This window comes from Pedobacter africanus, assembly GCF_040548825.1.
Taxonomy (GTDB): Bacteria; Bacteroidota; Bacteroidia; order Sphingobacteriales; family Sphingobacteriaceae; genus Pedobacter; species Pedobacter africanus_A.
In genome coordinates this window covers 320944-342213 of record NZ_JBEPSL010000006.1, presented here as the reverse complement: position 1 = coordinate 342213, position 21270 = coordinate 320944, and the positions used below count along the sequence as shown (strand labels likewise).

At 46.6% G+C, this 21270-nt stretch carries 21 protein-coding genes; 17 read left to right on the top strand and 4 right to left on the bottom strand.

Annotation, left to right across the window (positions count from 1 at the left end; all coding sequences use genetic code 11):
- Positions 1 to 154: 154 nt before the first annotated feature.
- Together ABIE26_RS25140 and ABIE26_RS25135 are read left to right on the top strand one after the other, a co-directional pair.
- On the top strand, positions 155 to 328 hold the full coding sequence (locus ABIE26_RS25140) for a hypothetical protein (RefSeq protein ID WP_310146627.1): 174 nt from the start codon (positions 155 to 157) through the stop codon (positions 326 to 328).
- Positions 329 to 727: 399 nt separating this feature from the next.
- Entirely contained in the window at positions 728 to 1513 is a 786-nt protein-coding gene (locus ABIE26_RS25135) for a prolyl oligopeptidase family serine peptidase (protein WP_310146623.1), read from the top strand.
- Positions 1514 to 1525: 12 nt separating this feature from the next.
- Here the strand turns inward: ABIE26_RS25135 and ABIE26_RS25130 are convergent, their stop codons facing one another.
- Positions 1526 to 2254, bottom strand: a complete 729-nt coding sequence (locus ABIE26_RS25130) for a YebC/PmpR family DNA-binding transcriptional regulator (RefSeq protein WP_310146621.1) — start codon at positions 2252 to 2254, stop codon at positions 1526 to 1528.
- Between the two features lie 88 nt (positions 2255 to 2342).
- Positions 2343 to 3287, bottom strand: coding sequence for an NAD-dependent epimerase/dehydratase family protein (locus ABIE26_RS25125; RefSeq protein ID WP_310146619.1), 945 nt, complete (start codon positions 3285 to 3287; stop codon positions 2343 to 2345).
- A gap of 234 nt (positions 3288 to 3521) precedes the next feature.
- Between ABIE26_RS25125 and ABIE26_RS25120 the strand changes: the two genes are divergently transcribed.
- The 15 genes from ABIE26_RS25120 (at position 3522) to ABIE26_RS25050 (ending at position 19703) form a co-directional block, all read left to right on the top strand.
- Positions 3522 to 4211, top strand: coding sequence for a gluconate 2-dehydrogenase subunit 3 family protein (locus ABIE26_RS25120; RefSeq protein WP_310146618.1), 690 nt, complete (start codon positions 3522 to 3524; stop codon positions 4209 to 4211).
- Positions 4212 to 4231: 20 nt separating this feature from the next.
- Positions 4232 to 5935 carry a GMC family oxidoreductase gene (locus tag ABIE26_RS25115; RefSeq protein ID WP_310146617.1) on the top strand — a complete coding sequence of 568 codons (1704 nt, stop codon included), beginning with the start codon at positions 4232 to 4234 and terminating at the stop codon, positions 5933 to 5935.
- Positions 5935 to 7095 (top strand): Gfo/Idh/MocA family protein, encoded by a 1161-nt coding sequence (locus ABIE26_RS25110; protein WP_310146615.1) that lies wholly within the window; start codon positions 5935 to 5937, stop codon positions 7093 to 7095. The genes ABIE26_RS25115 and ABIE26_RS25110 overlap by 1 nt, the downstream gene beginning before the upstream one ends.
- Before the next feature lie 13 nt (positions 7096 to 7108).
- On the top strand, positions 7109 to 8164 hold the full coding sequence (locus ABIE26_RS25105) for a sugar phosphate isomerase/epimerase family protein (protein ID WP_310146613.1): 1056 nt from the start codon (positions 7109 to 7111) through the stop codon (positions 8162 to 8164).
- Between the two features lie 10 nt (positions 8165 to 8174).
- Complete coding sequence (locus ABIE26_RS25100) at positions 8175 to 8576, top strand: c-type cytochrome (RefSeq protein WP_310146611.1); 402 nt, start codon at positions 8175 to 8177, stop codon at positions 8574 to 8576.
- A gap of 15 nt (positions 8577 to 8591) precedes the next feature.
- Positions 8592 to 10049 carry a Gfo/Idh/MocA family protein gene (locus tag ABIE26_RS25095; protein ID WP_310146610.1) on the top strand — a complete coding sequence of 486 codons (1458 nt, stop codon included), beginning with the start codon at positions 8592 to 8594 and terminating at the stop codon, positions 10047 to 10049.
- Between the two features lie 33 nt (positions 10050 to 10082).
- Complete coding sequence (locus ABIE26_RS25090) at positions 10083 to 10778, top strand: 3-keto-disaccharide hydrolase (RefSeq protein WP_310146609.1); 696 nt, start codon at positions 10083 to 10085, stop codon at positions 10776 to 10778.
- A 33-nt stretch (positions 10779 to 10811) separates the two neighbouring features.
- Positions 10812 to 12026, top strand: coding sequence for a nucleoside permease (locus tag ABIE26_RS25085; RefSeq protein ID WP_310146608.1), 1215 nt, complete (start codon positions 10812 to 10814; stop codon positions 12024 to 12026).
- Between the two features lie 11 nt (positions 12027 to 12037).
- Positions 12038 to 12919, top strand: a complete 882-nt coding sequence (locus ABIE26_RS25080) for a hydroxypyruvate isomerase family protein (RefSeq protein ID WP_310146607.1) — start codon at positions 12038 to 12040, stop codon at positions 12917 to 12919.
- Between the two features lie 10 nt (positions 12920 to 12929).
- A complete protein-coding gene (locus ABIE26_RS25075) occupies positions 12930 to 13811 on the top strand; it encodes a sugar phosphate isomerase/epimerase family protein (RefSeq protein WP_310146606.1) in 882 nt (293 codons plus the stop codon).
- 156 nt (positions 13812 to 13967) lie between these two features.
- Complete coding sequence (locus tag ABIE26_RS25070; RefSeq protein ID WP_310146604.1) at positions 13968 to 14960, top strand: aspartate-semialdehyde dehydrogenase; 993 nt, start codon at positions 13968 to 13970, stop codon at positions 14958 to 14960.
- Between the two features lie 4 nt (positions 14961 to 14964).
- Entirely contained in the window at positions 14965 to 16371 is a 1407-nt protein-coding gene (gene dacB / locus ABIE26_RS25065; RefSeq protein WP_310146601.1) for a D-alanyl-D-alanine carboxypeptidase/D-alanyl-D-alanine endopeptidase, read from the top strand.
- A gap of 5 nt (positions 16372 to 16376) precedes the next feature.
- Positions 16377 to 18356: a beta-N-acetylhexosaminidase gene (locus ABIE26_RS25060; protein ID WP_310146599.1), complete on the top strand. Its 1980-nt coding sequence runs from the start codon at positions 16377 to 16379 to the stop codon at positions 18354 to 18356.
- Between the two features lie 2 nt (positions 18357 to 18358).
- A complete protein-coding gene (gene truA / locus ABIE26_RS25055) occupies positions 18359 to 19168 on the top strand; it encodes a tRNA pseudouridine(38-40) synthase TruA (RefSeq protein ID WP_310146597.1) in 810 nt (269 codons plus the stop codon).
- 79 nt (positions 19169 to 19247) lie between these two features.
- Positions 19248 to 19703 (top strand): DoxX family protein, encoded by a 456-nt coding sequence (locus ABIE26_RS25050; RefSeq protein WP_310146595.1) that lies wholly within the window; start codon positions 19248 to 19250, stop codon positions 19701 to 19703.
- A 2-nt stretch (positions 19704 to 19705) separates the two neighbouring features.
- Here the strand turns inward: ABIE26_RS25050 and ABIE26_RS25045 are convergent, their stop codons facing one another.
- Positions 19706 to 20209 (bottom strand): shikimate kinase, encoded by a 504-nt coding sequence (locus tag ABIE26_RS25045; protein ID WP_310146593.1) that lies wholly within the window; start codon positions 20207 to 20209, stop codon positions 19706 to 19708.
- A gap of 3 nt (positions 20210 to 20212) precedes the next feature.
- Entirely contained in the window at positions 20213 to 21268 is a 1056-nt protein-coding gene (locus ABIE26_RS25040; protein WP_310146591.1) for an ABC transporter permease, read from the bottom strand.
- Between the last annotated feature and the right edge of the window lie 2 nt (positions 21269 to 21270).

The window sequence follows — 21270 nt, the reverse complement described above, 5'->3', positions numbered from 1 at the left end:
CAAATTTTTAATTGGCTGTAAGGTCTCCTTGTCAATAAATACAGCACAAAACCTTTTTTGGCTGAACAGTTCAAGTGTTGTTTGTAATTTATTATTTATCATAGGGCTTATTTTAGTTTAAATATGCAGGTAAAAACGGCTTATTTTTCCAGAGATGAGTGTATGGGTACTATCATTGAGTGAAGTCCTGTTTCTGTTTAGCGGCCGCCATGAAGAAGCTATTGAAATTGCCCGTAAATTAAAAAAGGAAGGTTTGTCTGTTGAGTTTATTGCTAAAACTACCGGCCTTACAATAGAAGAAATAGAATTCAAGGCTAAGACAAGTTAGGGACAATTAAGGGGCAACCAGGCACCTGATTATTACCTGCTCAATACCTTGTTCGTAGCTTGTTCGTAAAAAGTACCCATTTTATGGACGAGGTATGCACCAGGTACGAGCAAAGTATGCAAGAAGCCGAAGATTGGCCTTGATTTAACCTTAATCCTGACACTAAAAACACTATTTATTTTTACTAAGTTCGGATTCAATATGGAAACGAACATATCTTCCACTATCGTAGAAAAGTGGCTGTATAAACCTTTTCATCTCTTGCATGGTACCTTTTGCTGCATGGCATGCAGATTCATTATTACAGAAAACATATCTGGGCTACCCCAGTCGCCTAATCAATACCTCCTGCCTAACTTGTTCGTAAAATTATCACACAAAATTTCCTAAATTAGCAGCATGAACAGGTTCAAAATGATCATCCCACTGATTTTGCTGTTTTACGCTTTCGGCAGCAAAGCCCAGGATCTGGAAAAATACGGAAAAGGCAGTTTTATAAAAAAAACCGACAGCATCAGCTATAGGGTGCTTTTTCCTGAAAATTTTGATGACACCAAAAAATACCCCATCCTGTTCTTTTTGCATGGACGGGGAGAAAGTGGCAACGACAACCAGAAACAGCTGACCCACGGGGCCAAACTTTTTTTAAAAGAAGAGTTCAGGAAGCAGTTTCCAGCCATTGTGGTGTTTCCGCAATGCGGATCCGACAGTTATTGGGCCAATGTGAACATCATCAGCGATTCAACCGGCAAACGCGAATTTCATTTCCGGGAAAAAGGCGAGCCCACAAAAGCCATGAAAGCATTATTAGGTATGGTAGATGATTTTCTAAGCAAATCTTATGTAGATAAAAAACAGGTATATGTAGGCGGTTTGTCTATGGGGGGAATGGGGACTTACGAGTTGTTAAGGCGTAAGCCACGGACTTTTGCTGCCGCTTTTGCCATTTGCGGGGGCGACCACGTGGCCAATGTTCAAAAATACAGAAAGGTGCCTTTATGGATTTTCCATGGGGAAAAAGACAATGTGGTACCGATGACCTGCTCAACCATAATAGCCGACCAGCGGAAGGTACTGGGCAATCCGGCCAAACTTACACTTTACCCGGAGGCCAATCACAACAGCTGGGATTCCGCTTTTGCAGAACCCCAGCTGTTGCCCTGGTTATTTTCCAACCATAAATAGTTTAAAAAAGCCTTACTCGGCCATGTTGTGATAAACGGCCTGAACGTCGTCGTCCTCTTCCAGTTTATCGATCAGTTTCAGCACATCGGCAGCCTGTTCTTCAGTTACTTCGTGGTGCGATAAAGCGATGCGCTCCAGTTTGGAGCTTTTCAGTTCTATACCTTTTTCTTCCAGTGCTTTTTGCAGGGAACCGAAACTTTCAAAAGCCCCTTGTGCAACGGCAATGTCGTTTCCTTCCTCGTCGGCCTCTACATACAGTTCTTCCAGTCCGGCATCGATCAGTTCAAACTCCAGTTCTTCCAGGTCCAGATCTTCGGCAGGTACAAAACGGAAAATAGATTTCCTGTTGAACACAAAATCAAGCGAGCCGGTTTTACCCAGGGTACCGTTTGTTTTGTTGAAATAACTGCGCACATTGGCAACCGTACGGTTAGTGTTATCGGTAGCGGTCTCTATGAGCACAGCTACGCCGTGTGGGGCATATCCTTCATAAACAATCTCTTCGTAGTTGGCCATGCTCTTATCAGAAGCCCTTTTGATGGCTGCATCCACACGGTCTTTAGGCATGTTTACCGCCTTGGCGTTTTGTATGGCCGTGCGCAGGCGCGAGTTGGTTTCCGGATGTGGCCCGGCATCCTTTACTGCGATTACGATATCTTTACCTATCCTGGTAAACTGAACGGCCATTTTGGCCCAACGTTTAAATTTTCTTTCTTTTCTGAATTCAAATGCTCTTCCCATTTTCTTGTTTTAGCTTATTTTTTGGTTTCCTGACTGGCAGTCGCCATTAGCGGAACGTCATTCTAAGTAAACCAGGTTTCAAAACTAATTATTTTTTTAAATTCTTCAGCATGTCTGCTGTGAGTTTAGCGAGGTCAAATTCAGGCTTCCAGCCCCAGTCTGCCGTAGCATAGCTATCGTCAATAGAACGCGGCCAGCTGTTGGCAATCTGCTGGCGCGGATCATTATCGGTATAGCTCAGTTTAAAATCCGGGATATGTTTCCGGATTTCGGCTGCCAGGATCTCTGGTGTAAAACTTACCCCTGCAAAGTTATAGCTGGAGCGGATAGAGATTTTGCTGGCTTCGGCATCCATCAGTTCAATGGTGCCACGGATGGCATCGTCCATATACATCATGGGCAATTCAGTAGCTGCATTTAAAAAAGAGGCATAGCTTCCTTTTTTAAGGGCATCATGAAAAATGTGTACGGCATAGTCGGTAGTACCGCCCCCTGGCGCAGCCTTCCAGCTGATCAGTCCCGGATAACGGATACTGCGCACATCCAGCCCGTATTTCTGGTTGTAATATTCGCACCAGCGCTCGCCGGCCAGTTTACTTACTCCGTATACGGTATTCGGGTCCATCACACAATATTGCGGGGTCTGGTCTTTTGGTGAGTTGGGACCAAACACGGCGATAGAGCTTGGCCAGTATACCTTAGCTGTTTTATAGGCAATGGCAAGGTCCAGGATATTGAGCAGACCGTTCATGTTTAAATCCCATGCCAGCTTAGGGTTCTGTTCTCCCGTGGCCGACAATAAGGCCGCCAGCAGGTACACCTGTGCAGGTCTGTACTTTTCAAAAATATTGTTGAGCGTATCTTTTTCCAGGACGTTCACAAATTCGAAAGGGCCTGAATTCTTAATGTCGTAATCCGGGCGGCGGATGTCGCAGGCAATGACATTGCTTTCACCATAGGTTTTGCGCAGAGCGGTTACCAGTTCTGTACCAATCTGACCGTTTGAACCGAGTACTAATATTTTTTCGTTCATAAATAAATATGATTATAGGCTAATAATTAAACACGCAAACCTATTCAAAATTGTTCATAGCAACCAAAACCTGCAGGCGAATAATTAGCGGAAAAATTGATTTAGTAACAAAAACATTATATATTTACTTTATGGTGTATTTATAACACTAACTATTTTTTTTTACTTAATATTACAAAACAAAAGATACTTAGAATACACTTTAAACACACACAACACCCTTAACAACCAAATATGAACAGAAGAGAAGCGGTGAAAAGTGTTGCCTTTTTAATGGGAGGCGCGCTATCAGCAACTACGATTGGCGTATTTTTAGACAGTTGTAATTCACCATCCGGCAAAGCCACGGGCAGTTTATTTACGGATGAACAGCAGAAGATCATCACTGAAGTTGCAGACATTATTATTCCTACCACCAGTTCGCCTGGTGCCAAGGCCGCAGGCGTTGGGCCATTCATTGCCATGATGGTTAAAGACTGCTATCCGGATGATGCACAAAAGGCTTTTGTAAAAGGCCTGGAAGACCTGGAAAAACGATCGAACGACACCTACAAAAAACCTTTCCTGGAGATCAGTGTAGCACAGCGCCAGGAATTGCTGGGCAAACTCCGCGACGAAACTGTGGCTGCTACCAAGGCCGAAAAGGAACAGCTTGATAAGCAGGAAGCGGCTGAAAAGGATAAACAGACCGCAGATCCGGATGATAAGGCCAAATCGCAGACAGAGAACGCAGGCAATGCCTCTATCTTACCTAAAGACAAGCCTAAAACTGAACCAAGGTTTTTTGCCATTGTGAGGGATCTGACCTTGCTGGGGTATTTCACTTCAGAGATCGGTGCCACACAGGCTTATTCTTTTGTGGAAATACCGGGCAGGTATGATGGCTGTGTAGACCTGAAGCCAGGTCAGAAAGTTTGGGCGTAAATCTTTTATAGCATATTATCATGAGTAATTTAAATACTAAGGCAACAGCACAGAACACCTATGATGCAATTGTTGTAGGATCTGGCATTAGCGGTGGCTGGGCTGCAAAAGAATTAACAGAAAAAGGTTTAAAAGTTTTACTGCTGGAAAGGGGCAGGAACATTGAACACGTAAAAGACTATACCACGGCGATGAAAAAGCCCTGGGAGTTTGAGCATAGGGGCAAATTAACGGAAGCCCAGAAAGAGGCGCACCCCGTACAGAAAAGGGATTATCCTTACTCTGAATTTAATGAAAGTTTCTGGGTAAACGACCACGATTGTCCGTATACCGAAGTAAAGCGGTTCGACTGGTACCGTGGTTTTCATGTGGGCGGTAAATCGCTGATGTGGGGCCGCCAGAGCTACCGTTTCAGCGACCTGAATTTTGAGGACAACCTGAAAGACGGACATGGTGTAGACTGGCCGATCCGTTATAAAGACCTTGCTCCATGGTACGACTATGTAGAGAAATTTGCGGGCATCAGCGGCCAGGCCGAAGGCTGGCCTGCATTGCCAGACGGGCAGTTCCTTCCGCCTATGGAAATGAACTGCGTGGAAAAGGAAGTAAAGAAACGCATTGAGGCCAAATGGAACAAATCGAGGATCATGACCATTGGCCGCACGGCCAATTTAACGGTACCTCACGGTGGTCGTGGCCAATGCCAGTACCGCAACCTCTGCAGCAGGGGCTGTCCTTTTGGTGCTTATTTCAGTACGCAGTCTTCTACCCTTCCCGCAGCTGTAGCTACCGGAAATTTAACACTGCGTCCATTCTCGCTGGTGAACAGCATCATTTATGATAAGGAAACGCAGAAAGCGAAAGGCGTTGTGGTAATTGATTCGGAGACTAAGGAAACCACCGAATTTTTTGCCAAAATTGTATTCGTAAACGGCTCTACATTAGCTTCAACTTTTATATTGCTGAACTCTGTTTCCGATGAACACCCTAACGGACTGGGCAATGGCAGCGGACAGCTGGGCCATAACCTGATGGACCACCATTTCCGTTGTGGTGCCAGTGGCAGAATAGAAGGTTTCGACGATAAATATACCTATGGCAAACGTGCCAATGGGATCTACATTCCAAGGTATAGGAATATGGGCAATGATAAACGCGACTATGTACGTGGCTTTGGGTACCAGGGCGGCGGAAGCAGGGGCAACTGGCATGCCGATGTGGCCGAGATGGCCTTTGGCGCTGAATTTAAAGATCAGATGACTACACCAGGCGCCTGGAATATGGGGCTAGGCGGTTTTGGTGAGGCCCTGCCGTACTTTGAGAACAAAGTCTACATCGATAAGAGCAAGAAAGACAAATGGGGACAGCCGGTATTGGCCATAGACTGTGAGTTTAAGGACAACGAGCGTAAAATGCGTGTGGACATGATGAATGACGCTGCTGAAATGCTGGAGGCTGCCGGAGCAAAAGATGTTAAAACCTATGATAACGGATCTGCACCGGGTATGGCCATCCATGAAATGGGGACGGCACGTATGGGCCACGATCCTAAAACATCAGTTCTGAACAAGTGGAACCAGATGCACGAAGTAAAAAATGTTTTTGTAACCGATGGATCCTGCATGACCTCTGCGGCATGCCAGAACCCATCATTAACTTATATGGCGTTAACGGCCAGGGCATGTGACTTTGCCGTTAGTGAATTAAAAAAAGGAAACCTTTAATGGAGAATAGAAAGATCAGAATGGGCATGGTTGGCGGCGGTAAAGATGCTTTTATCGGAGCCGTTCACCGCATTGCTGCCAATATGGACGGACAGGTTGAGTTCTGTTGCGGAGCCTTAAGTATAAACCCTGATGTGGCCCGTGAATCGGGGAAGATGCTGTTTTTGCCGGAAGACCGGGTTTATCTGAATTACGAAGAGATGATTGTGCAGGAGAGCAAAATGCCTGCCGGTAAACGTATAGATTTTGTAACCATTGTTACACCTAACTTTGCCCATTTTGCACCGGCAATGCTGGCGCTTGAGCATGGCTTTAACGTGGTGATTGAAAAACCAATTGCCCTGTCGCTCGACGAGGCAAAACAGCTGCAGCAGAAGGTTAAAGAAACCGGTTTGATTTTGTGCCTTACGCATACCTACTCGGGCTACCCGATGGTAAAACAGGCCAGGCAGATGGTAAAAGAAGGAAAGCTGGGCGCCATCAGAAAAGTAGTGGTGGAATACCCGCAGGGTTGGTTAAGCACCTTGACGGAAAGAGAAGGCAATGCCCAGGCGGCATGGCGCACTGATCCTTCCAAAAGCGGAAAAAGCGGATGTATGGGCGACATAGGGACCCATGCGGCCCAGCTGGCAGAATACATTTCGGGCTTAAAGATTGCAAAGCTTTGTGCCGACCTGAACATTGTTGTTCCGGGAAGGGCTTTGGATGATGACGGCAATATGCTGCTGAAGTTTGACAATGGTGCAAATGGCATTTTAATGGCCTCACAGATTGCTGCCGGAGAAGAAAATGCCTTAAAAATTAAGATCTACGGAGAAAAAGGCGGTATGGAATGGCACCAGATGGAGCCGAATACCCTAGTGGTAAAATGGCTGAATGAACCGATGCAGGTTTATCGCGTTGGGCAGGCCTATATGTCTGACATCGCCAAACACAATACCCGCGTTCCTGCCGGGCACCCCGAAGGTTACCTGGAGGCTTTCGCCAACATTTACAGAAATTTTGTGCTGACCTTAAGGACCAGACTGGAAGGCGGAACACCAACGGAAGCGATGCTGGACTTCCCTACGGTTGAAGATGGGGTAAGGGGCATGGCTTTTATTGAAAATGCGGTGGCTTCGAGCCAGTCTGACCAAAAATGGTTCGATTTTAAAATATAAGGGAGAGCGGAGCATGACAACACTTAAAGGACCCGGCGTTTTTTTAGCCCAGTTTATTGGAGATGAAGCCCCTTTCAATTCCCTGGATACCATTTGCGAATGGGCAGCAGGATTGGGCTTTAAAGGCATACAGATGCCTACCCTTGATACGCGCTTTATTGACCTGCAGAAAGCAGCAGAAAGCAAGACCTATGCCGACGAACTGAAAGGTAAGGTGGCGGCACACGGACTGGAAATTACCGAGCTATCCACCCATTTACAGGGGCAGCTGGTAGCGGTAAACCCGGCTTATGACCTTGCTTTTGATGCTTTTGCACCAAAGCAATACCACAACAACCCAAAGGCAAGGACCGAATGGGCAGTGCAGCAAATGAAATATGCGGCCAAAGCATCGCAAAACCTGGGCCTGAATGCCCATGCCACTTTTAGCGGCTCGCTGCTCTGGCACATGTTCCACCCCTGGCCGCAGCGCCCGGAAGGGCTGGTAGATGCCGGTTTTACAGAACTTGCCAGGCGCTGGATGCCGATACTGAACGAATTTGATACCTGTGGCGTTGATGTTTGTTACGAGATCCACCCGGGTGAAGACCTTTTTGATGGCATCACCTATGAAATGTTTCTCGAAAAAGTGAATAACCATCCACGTGCATGTCTGTTATATGATCCTTCCCATTTTGTACTGCAGCAGCTGGATTACATCCAGTATATTGATTTTTATCATGAGCGCATCAAGGCCTTCCACGTAAAAGATTCTGAGTTTAATCCTACCGGGAAGCAGGGCACTTTTGGCGGCTACCAGAGTTGGGCCAACCGTGCAGGCAGGTACCGCTCCCCGGGTGATGGGCAGGTAGATTTCAAAACCATTTTCAGCAAACTGGCGCAGTACGATTATAAGGGCTGGGCAGTAATGGAATGGGAATGCTGCATCAAGGACGCCCAGGTGGGTGCCAGAGAAGGTGCGGAGTTCATTAAAAAGAACATCATTAAGGTAACCGACAGGGCGTTTGACGATTTTGCAGCCTCGGGCGGTGACGACGATTTTAACAATAAGATTTTAGGTCTGAAATAAACACACACAAATGAAAAAAACACTATTGATCCTGGGCTGCTATGTATTAGCTATGGCCTCCTGTGCAAGTCCGGAAGAAAGGGCTGCAGATGCAAAAAAAACTACTGAAACTACTGCTACAGCGGAAGGTACATCAGCTGCTGCTCCGGCAGATAACGGCGCTGGTGAGCAGCTGATTGCCAAGTCGGACTGTATTGCCTGCCACAACAAAGACACCAAAATTGTAGGCCCGGCTTATGTAGACATTGCGGCAAAATACCCGCTGACCGATGAAAATGTGGATCATCTTGCAGATAAAGTAATTGCCGGCGGAACGGGTGTATGGGGTGAAGTTCCGATGACACCGCATGCCTCGCTGAGCAAAGACGATGCAAAAACAATGGTCAGATACATTTTATCGCTTAAAAAATAATTAATCCTTAAGGTAATGGAAGAAATGAAAAAAGACCCACAGACCAGTTCAAGGCGCAGTTTTTTAAAAACTACGGCTATTGCTGCTTCCGCATTTATGATCGTTCCCCGCCATGTGCTCGGGGGCAGAGGTTTTCTGGCGCCTAGCGACAGGTTGCTGATTGCAGGTATTGGTGTTGGTGGTAAAGGTGAGTCGGACATTGCTGCTTTTTACAAAAGCGGAAAGGCAGACATCGCTTTCCTTTGCGATGTACACGACAGCAGGGCGGCAAAATCTGTAAAAGCTTTCCCGAAAGCAAAGTATTACAAAGACTACCGTGAAATGCTGGATAAGGAAGCAAAGAATTTTGATGCGGTTTCCATTTCTACACCCGACCATAACCATGCCATACAAGCCGTTGCTGCCATGCAGCTGGGCAAGCACGTGTATGTTCAGAAGCCATTGACCCACGACATTTATGAGGCGCGTATGCTGACTGCTGCGGCCGATAAGTACAAGGTAGTGACCCAGATGGGCAACCAGGGCGCATCTAACGATGGGCCGAGACAGATGAAAGAGTGGTACGAAGCCGGTTTAATTGGCGATGTGCATACCATTTATGCCTGGACAGACAGGCCGGTATGGCCGCAGGGCATTCCATGGTCGGCCAATAAAGCGCAGGTACCTGCCGATCTGGCCTGGGACCTATGGCTGGGAACAGCTCCTTATAAAGATTATGTAGAGAAGCTGGTTCCGTTTAACTGGCGCGGCTGGTGGGATTATGGCACCGGTGCGCTGGGCGATATGGGCTGTCACCTGCTGGAAGCTCCTTTCAGTGTATTGAACTTAAAATATGCCACCGAAGTGCAGGCCAGTGTAGGCTCGGTATATGTAGATGAATTTAAAAGGGGGTATTTCCCGGATAGCTGTCCTCCTTCGAGCCATGTAACCCTGAAATTCCCTAAAACCAATAAAACCAAGGGCGATATTGTAGTACACTGGATGGACGGGGGCATACAGCCGGAAAGACCTGAAGAACTTGGTGCAAATGATGTGTTTGGCGATGGCGGCAACGGAACCCTTTTTGTAGGTACCAAAGGCAAAATGATGTCGAGCACTTACGGCAGGAACCCACGCTTACTGCCGCTGAGCAGGAACGAGAACATCAAAGTGGCCCAAAAATATGCAAGGGTACCTGATGGCGAAAAAGGCCATTACAACCAGTGGGTTGAGGCCTGCATTGCCGGTTATGGTAAAAAAGAACTGAGCTCTCCTTTCTCTATTGCCGGTCCGCTTACAGAATCGCTGTTGATGGCAAACCTGGCCATCAGGGGTACCGATGTTCAGCGCAAAAACCAGGAAGGCAAAATCAGCTACCCGGGCAGGAACATCAAATTGCTGTGGGACAATGCCAATATGAGAATTACCAATTTTGACGATGTGAACCAATTTGTGAAGCGCGAATACCGCAACGGCTGGTCGCTTGGCGTATAACCTTTAACCAACAAATTAATTAGAAAAACATTTATGAAACATTATATTTTCTCTGCCATTATACTTACTGCTGTTATGGCCGGCAGTGCTGCACAGGCCCAGAAGGGTAAAAAAGGCTTTACGAAATTGTTTGACGGTAAAACCACCAAAGGATGGCATACCTATGGAAAGACCACGGTAGGCCAGAAATGGTCTGTTCAGGACGGGGCTTTATATTTTAACCCTAAGGGTGGCGATAAAAGTCAGGGGGGTGATCTGGTTACCGATGAGGAGTACAGCAATTTTCATTTAAAGCTGGACTGGAAAGTGGCACCAAAAGCAAACAGCGGGATTATTTTTTATGTGAAGGAAGATCCGAAGTATGGGCAGACTTACAGCACCGGACTGGAAATGCAGGTGCTGGACAATGATGGCCATCCGGATGGTAAAATTACCAAACACAGGGCAGGCGATTTGTATGACCTGGTAAAAAGCAGTTCTGAACCGGTTAAACCTGTTGGAGAATGGAATACAGCCGAAATTATCTGTAAAGACGGTAAGCTGGAGCAGTACCTGAATGGTGTAAAGGTGGTATCAACTACCTTATGGGACGACAACTGGAAAAGCCTTGTTGCAGGCAGCAAATTTGCAACCTGGCCGGATTGGGGTACCTTTAAGTCGGGCAAAATTGCTTTGCAGGATCATGGAAATGACGTATGGTACCGTAACATCATGATCAAAAAGTTATAACCAACCGACTTAAAAAAGAAATACTAACCAAACATGAACTTAAACAACCGCATCAAACTTTCAACCATGATGTTCCTGGAATTTTTTATCTGGGGCGCATGGTTTGTAACCATGGGTACTTACCTGGGAAAAAATCTTTTATCTGATGGTGTACAAATAGGATCCGCTTACAGTACTCAATCACTAGGTGCCATTATTGCTCCTTTTATCATCGGTTTAATTGCCGACCGCTTTTTTGCAGCGCAAAAAATCCTGGGTTTTTTACACCTTCTGGGCGGCATATTGTTATGGTTTGCATCTACAGCGCTGAATTTCGAAAGTTTCTTTCCGTTTGTTCTGGGCTATATGATTGCCTATATGCCAACACTTGCATTGGTGAACTCAATCTCGTTCAAACAAATGACTGATCCGGGAAAAGAATTTCCATCTATCCGTGTATTTGGTACTATTGGCTGGATCGTTGCAGGGATCCTAATTGGTATGCTAAACTGGGAACAAGGCGGCAACCTGGTAATGACCTTTAAAATGGCTTCAATCGCTTCAATTATACTGGGGCTTTTCAGCTTTGCTTTACCACATACACCACCGGCAAAAAAGGGAGAGAAAACATCTTTCGGCGACATCATCGGACTGGATGCGATTGGCTTGCTAAAAAACAAATCTTATCTGTTATTTTTCCTTGCTTCGGTAGCCATCTGTATTCCACTGGCCTTCTACTACAATTTTACCAATCCATTCCTTAATGAAGTGGGAATGAAATCAGCAGCAGGCATACAGTCGCTTGGTCAGGTTTCTGAAACTCTGTTTATGATCCTTATGCCACTATTTTTTGTGCGCCTGGGTGTGAAAAAAATGCTGGCTATAGGTATGATTGCCTGGGTGATCCGTTACCTCTTCTTTGCCTTTGGCAATGCGGAATCCAATTACTGGATGTTGATTGGTGGTATCGTATTGCATGGGATCTGCTATGATTTTTTCTTTGTAACCGGACAAATTTATACCGACAGGCTTGCGGGTGAACGCTTTAAAAGTGCTGCTCAGGGCTTTATTACCCTGGCTACCTATGGTGTGGGTATGTTATTTGGTTCAATTATTTCGGGAATGGTAGTAGATAAATATGCCGGCCAGGGCGGGCACGACTGGCATAGCATTTGGGTTATCCCGGCAGGTATTGCTGCGCTTGTTACCCTGTTGTTTTTATTGTTTTTTAAAGACAACAATAAACCGGCAAGTGAAACTGCAAATTAACTGACTTAAGCATGAGCAAAGATTTAAGCAGAAGAACTGCATTGAAAAATATTGTTACCGGAACTGCCGCATTAGGCGTTTCCGGAGCTTTACCTGCTTTTGCATTTGAACAACCAGTATCCACTATGTTAAAAGGAAATGTGAACCATTCGGTATGCCGCTGGTGCTTTGGCAACATGGAACTGAATGAGCTGTGTATTGAGGCCAAAAAAATAGGCATTAAAGCCATTGACCTGGTAGGCCCCAAAGATTGGCCTACCTTAAAAAAACATGGACTATACTCATCGATGTGCAATGGTGCTGAGATCAACCTGGTAGATGGCTGGAACGATCCGCAATTTCATGCCACACTGATTAAAAATTACTCGGAAATGATCCCTAAGGTGGCTGAGGCAGGTTATACCCAGCTGATCTGCTTTAGCGGCAACAGAAGAGGCAAAGATGACGAGACCGGCTTGAAAAACTGTGTAGATGGTTTGAAGCAGGTATTGCCCCTGGCCGAAAAACATGGTGTAGTGCTGGTGATGGAGCTGCTGAATAGTAAAGTAGATCATAAAGACTACCAATGCGACCATACCGCCTGGGGCGCCGAGCTTTGCAAAAGGCTGGGCTCTGAAAATTTTAAGCTGCTGTACGACATTTACCACATGCAGATTGACGAAGGCAATGTGATCAGCAATATACAGACCTATCACCAGTACATTTCGCATTACCATACTGCGGGTGTACCCGGAAGGCACGAGCTGGACGACACGCAGGAACTGTTTTATCCGGCCATCATCAAAGCGATTGTGGCAACGGGCTTTAAAGGATACCTGGCACAGGAATTCATTCCGAAATATAAGGACAAGATCAAATCATTAAGAGACGCCGTAAACATTTGCGACGTGTAATTCAAATCATATGAACTCGAGAAGAACTTTTATCAAACAGGCCGGTATGGCCGCTGCAGCAGCAGCCTTACTGCCTTCATTTGCCTGCAGCACAGAGGCGGCAAAGGGAAAAACAGTGGGTATCCAGCTGTATTCTCTCAGGGAACAGATTCCGCATGATGTAAAGGGTGTCGTTGAAAAAGTGGCCAAAGCAGGCTATAAGGAAGTAGAAACTTATGGTTATTCGGCCAAAGATGGTTACTGGGGAATGGATGCCAAAGCCTTTAAAGGTCTGCTGACTGCAAATGGCCTGAAATCGCCCAGCGGACATTTTGGAATTGATGATTTCGTGAGCAGCGGAAATATAGAGCCGTTGAAGCCGCTGATTGAAGGTGCAGCAGCCATCGGCAACCATTATTTTACGATTGCCTACCTGGGCGAACCGATCAGAAAGTCGCTGGAGGACTATAAAAAAGTTACCGCACGCTTAAATGAGGCTGCCGAACTGGTGAAACAATCGGGTTTAAAGCTGGCCTATCATAACCACGATTTCGAGTTCAAACCCTATGAGGGTGGGGCTACCGGCTATGAGCTGATGCTGAACGGAACAGACAAAAACCTGGTTAGCTTTGAAATGGACCTGTATTGGGTAGTACGCTCTGGCAACGATCCTGTGGCGCTGTTCAACAAATACCCGGGCCGTTTTGTGATGTGGCATGTTAAAGACATGGACAAGGCCAACCATTCGCTGAATACAGAGATTGGCACCGGTACCATTGACTTTAAGAACATTTATAAACACGCCAAACAATCGGGACTGGAGCACCTGATCGTAGAGCAGGAAAACTATAAGAAGGATGCATTTGTAAGCATTAAGGAAAGCTTCGACTACGTAAACCGCGAACTGATTTAATAAGAAACAGCTTAATAAATTGAAGGGGATTGGTTAACGAAAAGCCAATCCCTTTTTTTATGTGGAAAAAATGAGCATATTTGGAGCATATTATTCATTTACACAAAAACAAACATTAAATAATTTAAAAACAAGTAACAAACAAGTATTAGAAACATGAAAATTGCAGTAGTTGGTGCTACCGGACTGGTAGGTACCGTGATGTTGAAAGTGTTGGAAGAGCGTAACTTCCCCCTGACTGAGTTGATCCCTGTAGCCTCTGAGAAGAGCGTTGGTAAGGAAATCACCTTCAAGGGTAAGAAGTATGCGATTGTAAGCATGGACACTGCCATTTCGATGAGACCTGATATTGCGTTGTTTTCTGCAGGGGGAAGCACTTCGCTGGCCGATGCCCCTCGTTTTGCTGAAGTAGGTACTACAGTGATCGACAATTCCTCTGCATGGCGCATGGATCCGTCGAAGAAGCTGGTAGTGCCGGAAGTAAATGCCAATGTCTTGTCGGCCGAAGACAAGATCATTGCCAACCCGAACTGTTCGACCATTCAAATGGTGGTGGCCTTAAAACCACTTCATGATAAATATAAGATCAAACGTGTGGTGGTTTCGACTTACCAGTCGGTAACCGGAACCGGTGTGAAAGCTGTAGACCAGCTGATGAACGAGCGTAAAGGCATTACAGATGGGCCAATGGCTTATGCCTACCCTATCGACCTGAATGTGATCCCTCAGATTGATGTTTTCCAGGATAACGGATACACCAAAGAGGAGATGAAAATGATATTGGAAACCCAGAAAATTATGGGCGACAACAGCATTAAAGTTACGGCAACTACGGTACGTATCCCGGTAATGGGTGGCCACTCTGAATCGGTAAACATTGAGTTTGAAAACGACTTTACCGTAGCTGATGTAAAAGCACTGATGGAGCAAACCGACGGCGTGATCCTGGTAGATGACCCGGCAAACCTGAAATACCCGATGCCTAAAGATGCACATGAGCGTGACGAGGTGTTTGTGGGCAGGATCAGACGTGATGATTCTTTGCCAAACACATTGAACATGTGGATTGTAGCTGATAACCTGCGTAAAGGTGCGGCTACCAATGCGGTTCAGATTGCTGAATACCTGGCAAAAGAAGGATTGAGATAAGGCTATGCCTAAACGTATATTCACTTTATTGATGCTGCTTTACAGCAGCTTTACATTTGCACAAACGCCCGCTCAGAAAATAGAGCGGGCGTTTAGTGCTTTCCAGAGCGACCCGCAAGCGCGTTATGCCATAACGGCACTGGTGGTACTGGATGCAGGTACCGGCAAAACGCTGTTTGCCAGGAATGAAAATATAGGGCTGGCTACGGCATCTACCTTAAAGACCATTACTGCAGCAACGGCTTTTAGCCTGCTGGGCAAAGATTTTCAATACCAGACCACATTGGCCTATACAGGCAATATTACGGCCGATGGCACTTTAAAAGGAAATTTAGTGATCATCGGCAGTGGCGATCCGACCTTAGGTTCGGAACGTTACCAGAACAAAGAAATTACGGTACTTAGTGAATGGGCAGCCGCCATACAAAAGGCCGGTATCAAGAGAATTGAAGGGGCCGTGATTGGTGATGACCGTATTTTTGGTACACAAACCACCCCTGAGGGCTGGACCTGGCAGGACATTGGGAATTATTATGGTGCAGGTACCTCGGGCCTGGCCTGGCGCGAGAACCAGTTTGACATCCATTTAAAACCGGGCAGCGGCATAAACGAGGAGGTTAAACTGCTGAGGACGATCCCGGAAATGCCTTACCTGAAGGTGGTAAACGAACTGAAAACGGGTGCATCGGGGAGTGGCGACAATGCTTATGCCTTTTTACCGCCTTACACTACAGTAGCCTATTTGAGGGGCTCCTGGGGTATGGGAATTGGCAAATCAGGCATTTCGGCTGCCCTGCCCGACCCTGCCTATGACCTGGCCTTTCGCTTACAGGACACTTTAAAGAGACTGGGCATTACATCCGGTCAGCCTGCAACGACAGCCAGACTAATGGCACTGGAAAACCGGCCCGTTCCGGTGATTACCCAAAAGCTCAGTACGATCAGCTCGCCCAGCCTGTCGGAAATGAGCTACTGGTTTCTAAAAAAGAGCATCAATTTATACGGAGAGAGTTTTTTAAAGACCATCGCTTTAAAATCTGAGAAAGCAGCCGGTACCGCCAATGGGGCAAAAACGGAAATTGCTTTCTGGGCAGATAAAGGCATCGATAAAAATGCTTTGAACATTATCGACGGCAGCGGCCTGTCACCCGCAAACCGGGTTACGGCTGCGGCTATGGCCAGCATCTTGTTCCAGGTACAGAAAGAGCCCTGGTTTAACGAGTACTACAGGGGCTTTCCGGAATACAATGGCATGAAAATAAAGAGCGGTACCATCAATGATGTCTCTGCCTTTGCAGGCTATCATACCGATAAGGCCGGTAACAAATACATCATCGTGATCAATATCAACAATTATTCAGGTTCAGGCATCAACAGGAAGCTTTTCAGCGTACTGGATGCCCTAAAATAAGTTTTATGCGTAGATTTTTTACCCTGTCGGGTTTAATCCTGTTAATGCTTTCCGTAAATATTCCGGTATTCAGTCAGACCGCTGTTTCAGAAGCAGCACCCGAGGGTCAGTCGGTCGCAGCTGTTGTGAACACCCCTCCTGAAATTGCCATTATACCCGAGCCGGTATCGCTAACCAAAGCGGAAGGGCATTACATCTTACCGGCAAATGTGCTGATCCAATCGCCAGCCCTGCCGGAACTGAAACAGGCACTGGCCTTTTTGCAGGAAAGACTTTCGGCGGCAACGGGCAGTTTTGTATCAACGGTAAGCAGTCCGTCGCCAACTGCAAACATTAAGCTGATCATCAATGAGAAAGCCCATCACCTGCTGGGCAATGAAGGCTACCAGCTTTCTGTTACGCCAAATTTTATTACCATAAAAGCGAATAAACCGGCAGGCTTGTTTTATGGCATTCAAAGTTTACTTCAGTTGTTTCCTGCGGCTATTGAGAGCAGTGAAAAGGTAGAAAACGTAGAATGGACGGCTCCCTGCGTGGAGGTAATGGACTATCCGCGCCTGGCCTGGAGAGGATTGATGTTTGATGTTGCCCGGCATTTTTTCACAAAAGATGAGGTAAAACAATACATCGATGCCATGGTGCGCTACAAGTACAACATACTGCACCTGCACCTTACGGATGATGAGGGCTGGAGGATTGAGATCAAAGGTTTGCCCAAGCTGACCGAAGTAGGTGCCTGGAGTGTGAAGAAAGTCGGAGAGTTCGGGAACTTCATCCCTCCAACCGCAGATGAGCCCCGCAATTATGGTGGTTTTTATACGCAGGAAGACATTAAAGAGCTGGTGCAATATGCACAGGAAAGGTTTGTAAATATTATGCCGGAGATTGACGTGCCAGGGCACAGCCTGGCCACCATTGCAGCTTACCCGGAATTGTCCTGCACAGCCGGCGCGGAGAACTACCGCGTACGTTCAGGTGAGCGGATCATGGACTGGTCCAGAGGCGCCCCTCCTACCGCTTTGGTAGACAATACGCTTTGCCCGGCCAACGAAAAGGTATATGGCTTTCTGGATACGGTAATTACCCAGGTAGCTGCGCTGTTCCCTTTTGAATACATACACATGGGCGGAGACGAGGCCCCATTCAATTTCTGGGAAAAGAATGAGGCCATCAAAGCCCTGATGCAAAGGGAAGGCTTAAAAAACATGCACCAGGTGCAAGGCTATTTTGAAAAACGGGTACAGAAGATCGTGGAATCGAAAGGCAAGAAATTTATGGGCTGGGACGAGATCCTGAATGGGGATATGCCTTCCAGTGCGGCAGTAATGAGCTGGCGCGGGATGAAATACGGCATACAGGCAGCGCAGAAGAAACACGAAGTGGTGATGAGTCCTACGGATTATGCTTACCTGGATTACATGCAGGCCGATGCCATTACCGAGCCAAGGGTATATGCTTCACTGCGCCTGAGCAAATCGTACGAGTTTGACCCCGTACCGGCCGGTGTTGACCCTAAATACATAAAAGGGGGGCAAGCCAATTTATGGACCGAGCAGGTGTACAACATCAGGCAGGCAGAGTACATGACCTGGCCAAGAGGCATGGCTATTGCCGAATCGGTATGGTCGCCCCGGGAGAAAAAAAACTGGCCTAACTTTTTTGGCCGTGTTGAACAGCATTTCAAGCGTTTGGATATAGCGGAGACCAAATATGCACCGAGTGTCTACGATCCGATATTTAAAGTGAGCAGATCGGCCGACCGGCAATTACAGATTGACCTGAGCACGGAAGTTGAAGGACTTGACATTTATTACAGCTTCGACAACTCCTTCCCGGACCGCTTTTATCCAAAATATACAGAGAAACTGACACCACCAAAAGATGCAACCATGCTGAAGGTGATCACCTATCGCGGTAAAACACCGGTAGGCCGTATGATGAATATGCCAATAGAAGAACTGAACAAACGGGCGGGAAGAAAATAGGTATGAGGTATTTTGTTCATATAGCTTATAACGGATTGGTTTACAACGGCTGGCAAAAACAGCCTGGGCTAACAAGCGTACAGGAAGCACTGGAAAAGACATTGAGCGATGTGTTCAAAATGCCGGTGGGCATTATTGGCTGCGGACGAACGGATACCCGTGTACATGCCAGTCAGTTTTTCTTCCATATGGACATTGAGCAGGAATGGGATTTCGACCTGGTCTTCCGCATGAACAAGTTGCTGCCGCACAACATCGCAGTATTTGATGTTATCCCTGTAGCAGCACACCGGCATGCCCGATTTGATGCGGTGCTGCGTTCCTACGACTATTTTCTGCATACCTATAAAGACCCGTTTTTAAGCAACCTGAGCTCATTTTACCTGCTGGACAAACTGGATTTCGACAAGATGAAACAGGCGGTGGCGCTGCTGCCGCAATATAGGGACTACAGGCCTTTCTGTACCAGTCCGGATAAATATGAACATACCCGCTGTAAGGTAATGTCGGCCAGTTTACATGTAAATGAGCGGGGCGACAAGCTGCGTTTCCAGATCTCGGCCAACAGGTTTCTGAGCAGGATGATCCGCATCATTATGGGGCAGCTGCTCAGAATCGGTAAGGGAGAATTGAGTGTAGATGAATTTGAAAACTACCTGATCGAGAAACGGAGGCCTGAAATGCTCAATCCTGCCCATCCCCAGGGCCTTTATTTATCGAAAGTAAGCTATCCATACCTGAACCTGCCGCCAAGACCAGAGTTCTCTTCGCTATTGCAAAATGAAGCCGAACTGAGCTGGCATCAGCTGTAAGTACCTGGTTTTACTATTGTTATTGTCGCTTCTTTTCGTTAACTTTAATAGGGGACTTCGCTAAAATGGAGTATTCTTTATGACAGTTATTCAAAAAATTGAGCGCTGGGGTGATGTGCACCATGCCAAATGGCTGGATGTGATCCGCATTGTGTTGGGCATCCTGATCTTCAGTAAGGGTATCGCTATTGTAAGCAATACCAACTCATTGCAGGATATGCTGCTGCAAAACAACACTTTTGGTTTTTCGGGCATGATGTGGAGCCTGGCCATTCACATTATCGGTTTTGTGCACCTTGTGGGCGGATTGCTGATTGCAATTGGCTTGCTTACCCGCTTTGCTGCGGTGATCCAGATCCCGATCCTGCTGTGCGCTGTGTTCTTTGTGAACCTGGCCCAGGGCTTTTCGGCACTGAACAGTGAATTGTGGTTGTCTATTATTGTACTGCTGTTATTGGTATTGTTCTGGGTAGTAGGCTCTGGTCCTTTTTCTGTGGACCAGGTCATGAAGAAAAGACCCAACATCCACAGGTAACCTTAGTTATTGAGTATAGCAGCCCTCATTGCATCGGCATTGAGGTTGATCCCGTTAATTAGGATGGTGGCGCGTTTATAAAAGCTTTCGCGCTCTGAGAGCTTGCTTTCTATAAAGGCGACCATCTGCGCTTCATTAAGGTCCCTTAACAGGGGTCTTTTTTCTTTACCGCCTTCGAGCCTTTTTGCCAGGGCAGCAGGGGGCATTTCGATATACATGGATGTACCGTTGGCATTCATCCAGTCCATATTGTCGAAAAAGCAGGGTGCGCCGCCGCCAGTGGCAACAACCGCATTTTGGGGATAAGGGAAGTTTTTCAGGCTTTCACTTTCCAGTTTTCGGAAAGCAGCTTCGCCATGACTGGCAAAATAATCGCCTATGGATGTGCCAATTTGTTTTTCGATCTCATGATCCAGATCAACAAAGTCATACCCCAGCTTTGTAGCCAGCTTTTTCCCCATTGTGCTTTTACCGGAACCCATAAACCCGATCAGAAATATCCTCATTAGTTAAGCTAATTTTACCCTTGGATCAACAAAGGCATATAAAACGTCTACCAAAATATTAATAATTACAAATACCAGCGCAATGAAAAGAATGGAACCCATCACTACAGGGAAGTCGGACATCTCGAGGGCGTTGACCGTAGTACGGCCCAATCCGTTGTAACCAAATATGTACTCTACAAAGAAAGAACCTGCCAGCAAGGAAGCAAACCATCCTGAAATAGCCGTAATAACAGGATTTAAAGCATTTTTTAAAGCATGCTTATAAATAATGGCATTGCGCCCCAGCCCTTTGGCCCTTGCCGTGCGGATATAATCCTGCGCCAGCACATCGAGCATGGCACTGCGGGTAAGCTGTACGATAATGGCCAGGGGCCTTAAGCCCAGGGTAAGCATAGGAAGCCAAAGGTTTTTCCAGGTCATGACCTCCCCCTTAAAAGGATCATAACTATAAAGGCTGCCCGACATGTTGAGCCCCGTATAATCGCTCAGGACAAAACCAAAAAACCAGGCAATGATGATGCCCGCAAAAAAAGAAGGGGCAGATATACCAAGGATAGCAAAGGAATTGGCGGCTTTGTCGACCCAGGTATCTTTATGGATGGCAGACAGCACGCCAAGGAACACCCCGATCAGGGTGGCAAATATCATGGCGGTAAGCGCCAGTATAAAGGTATTGGGCACGGTTTCCGACAGGATGGTGGTCACATCCCTTTTGGTTTGATAAGAACGCCGCAGGTAAGGCCATTTGAGCGCCAGTACATCTTCTCCCAAAGGAAGCAGTTTTACATAATGGTATTTTTCTTTGGCCTCGGCTGTATTTTCATGAAAACCTATGGGCAAAAGATCGTTCAGGTACAGAAAGAACTGTTCGGGTTTGGATTTATCGAGGCCAAATTCCTTCCTCACGGCTTCCAGAGAGGAAACGTCTGAGCGTTGTCCCATGGTCATCCTTGCCGGATCTCCGGGCAAAATGTTAAACAGGATGAAAACTACAACTACCACCCCTGCCATCACGGCGAGTCCATACAGGAACTTTTTAAGGGCGTAGCGCAGCATCT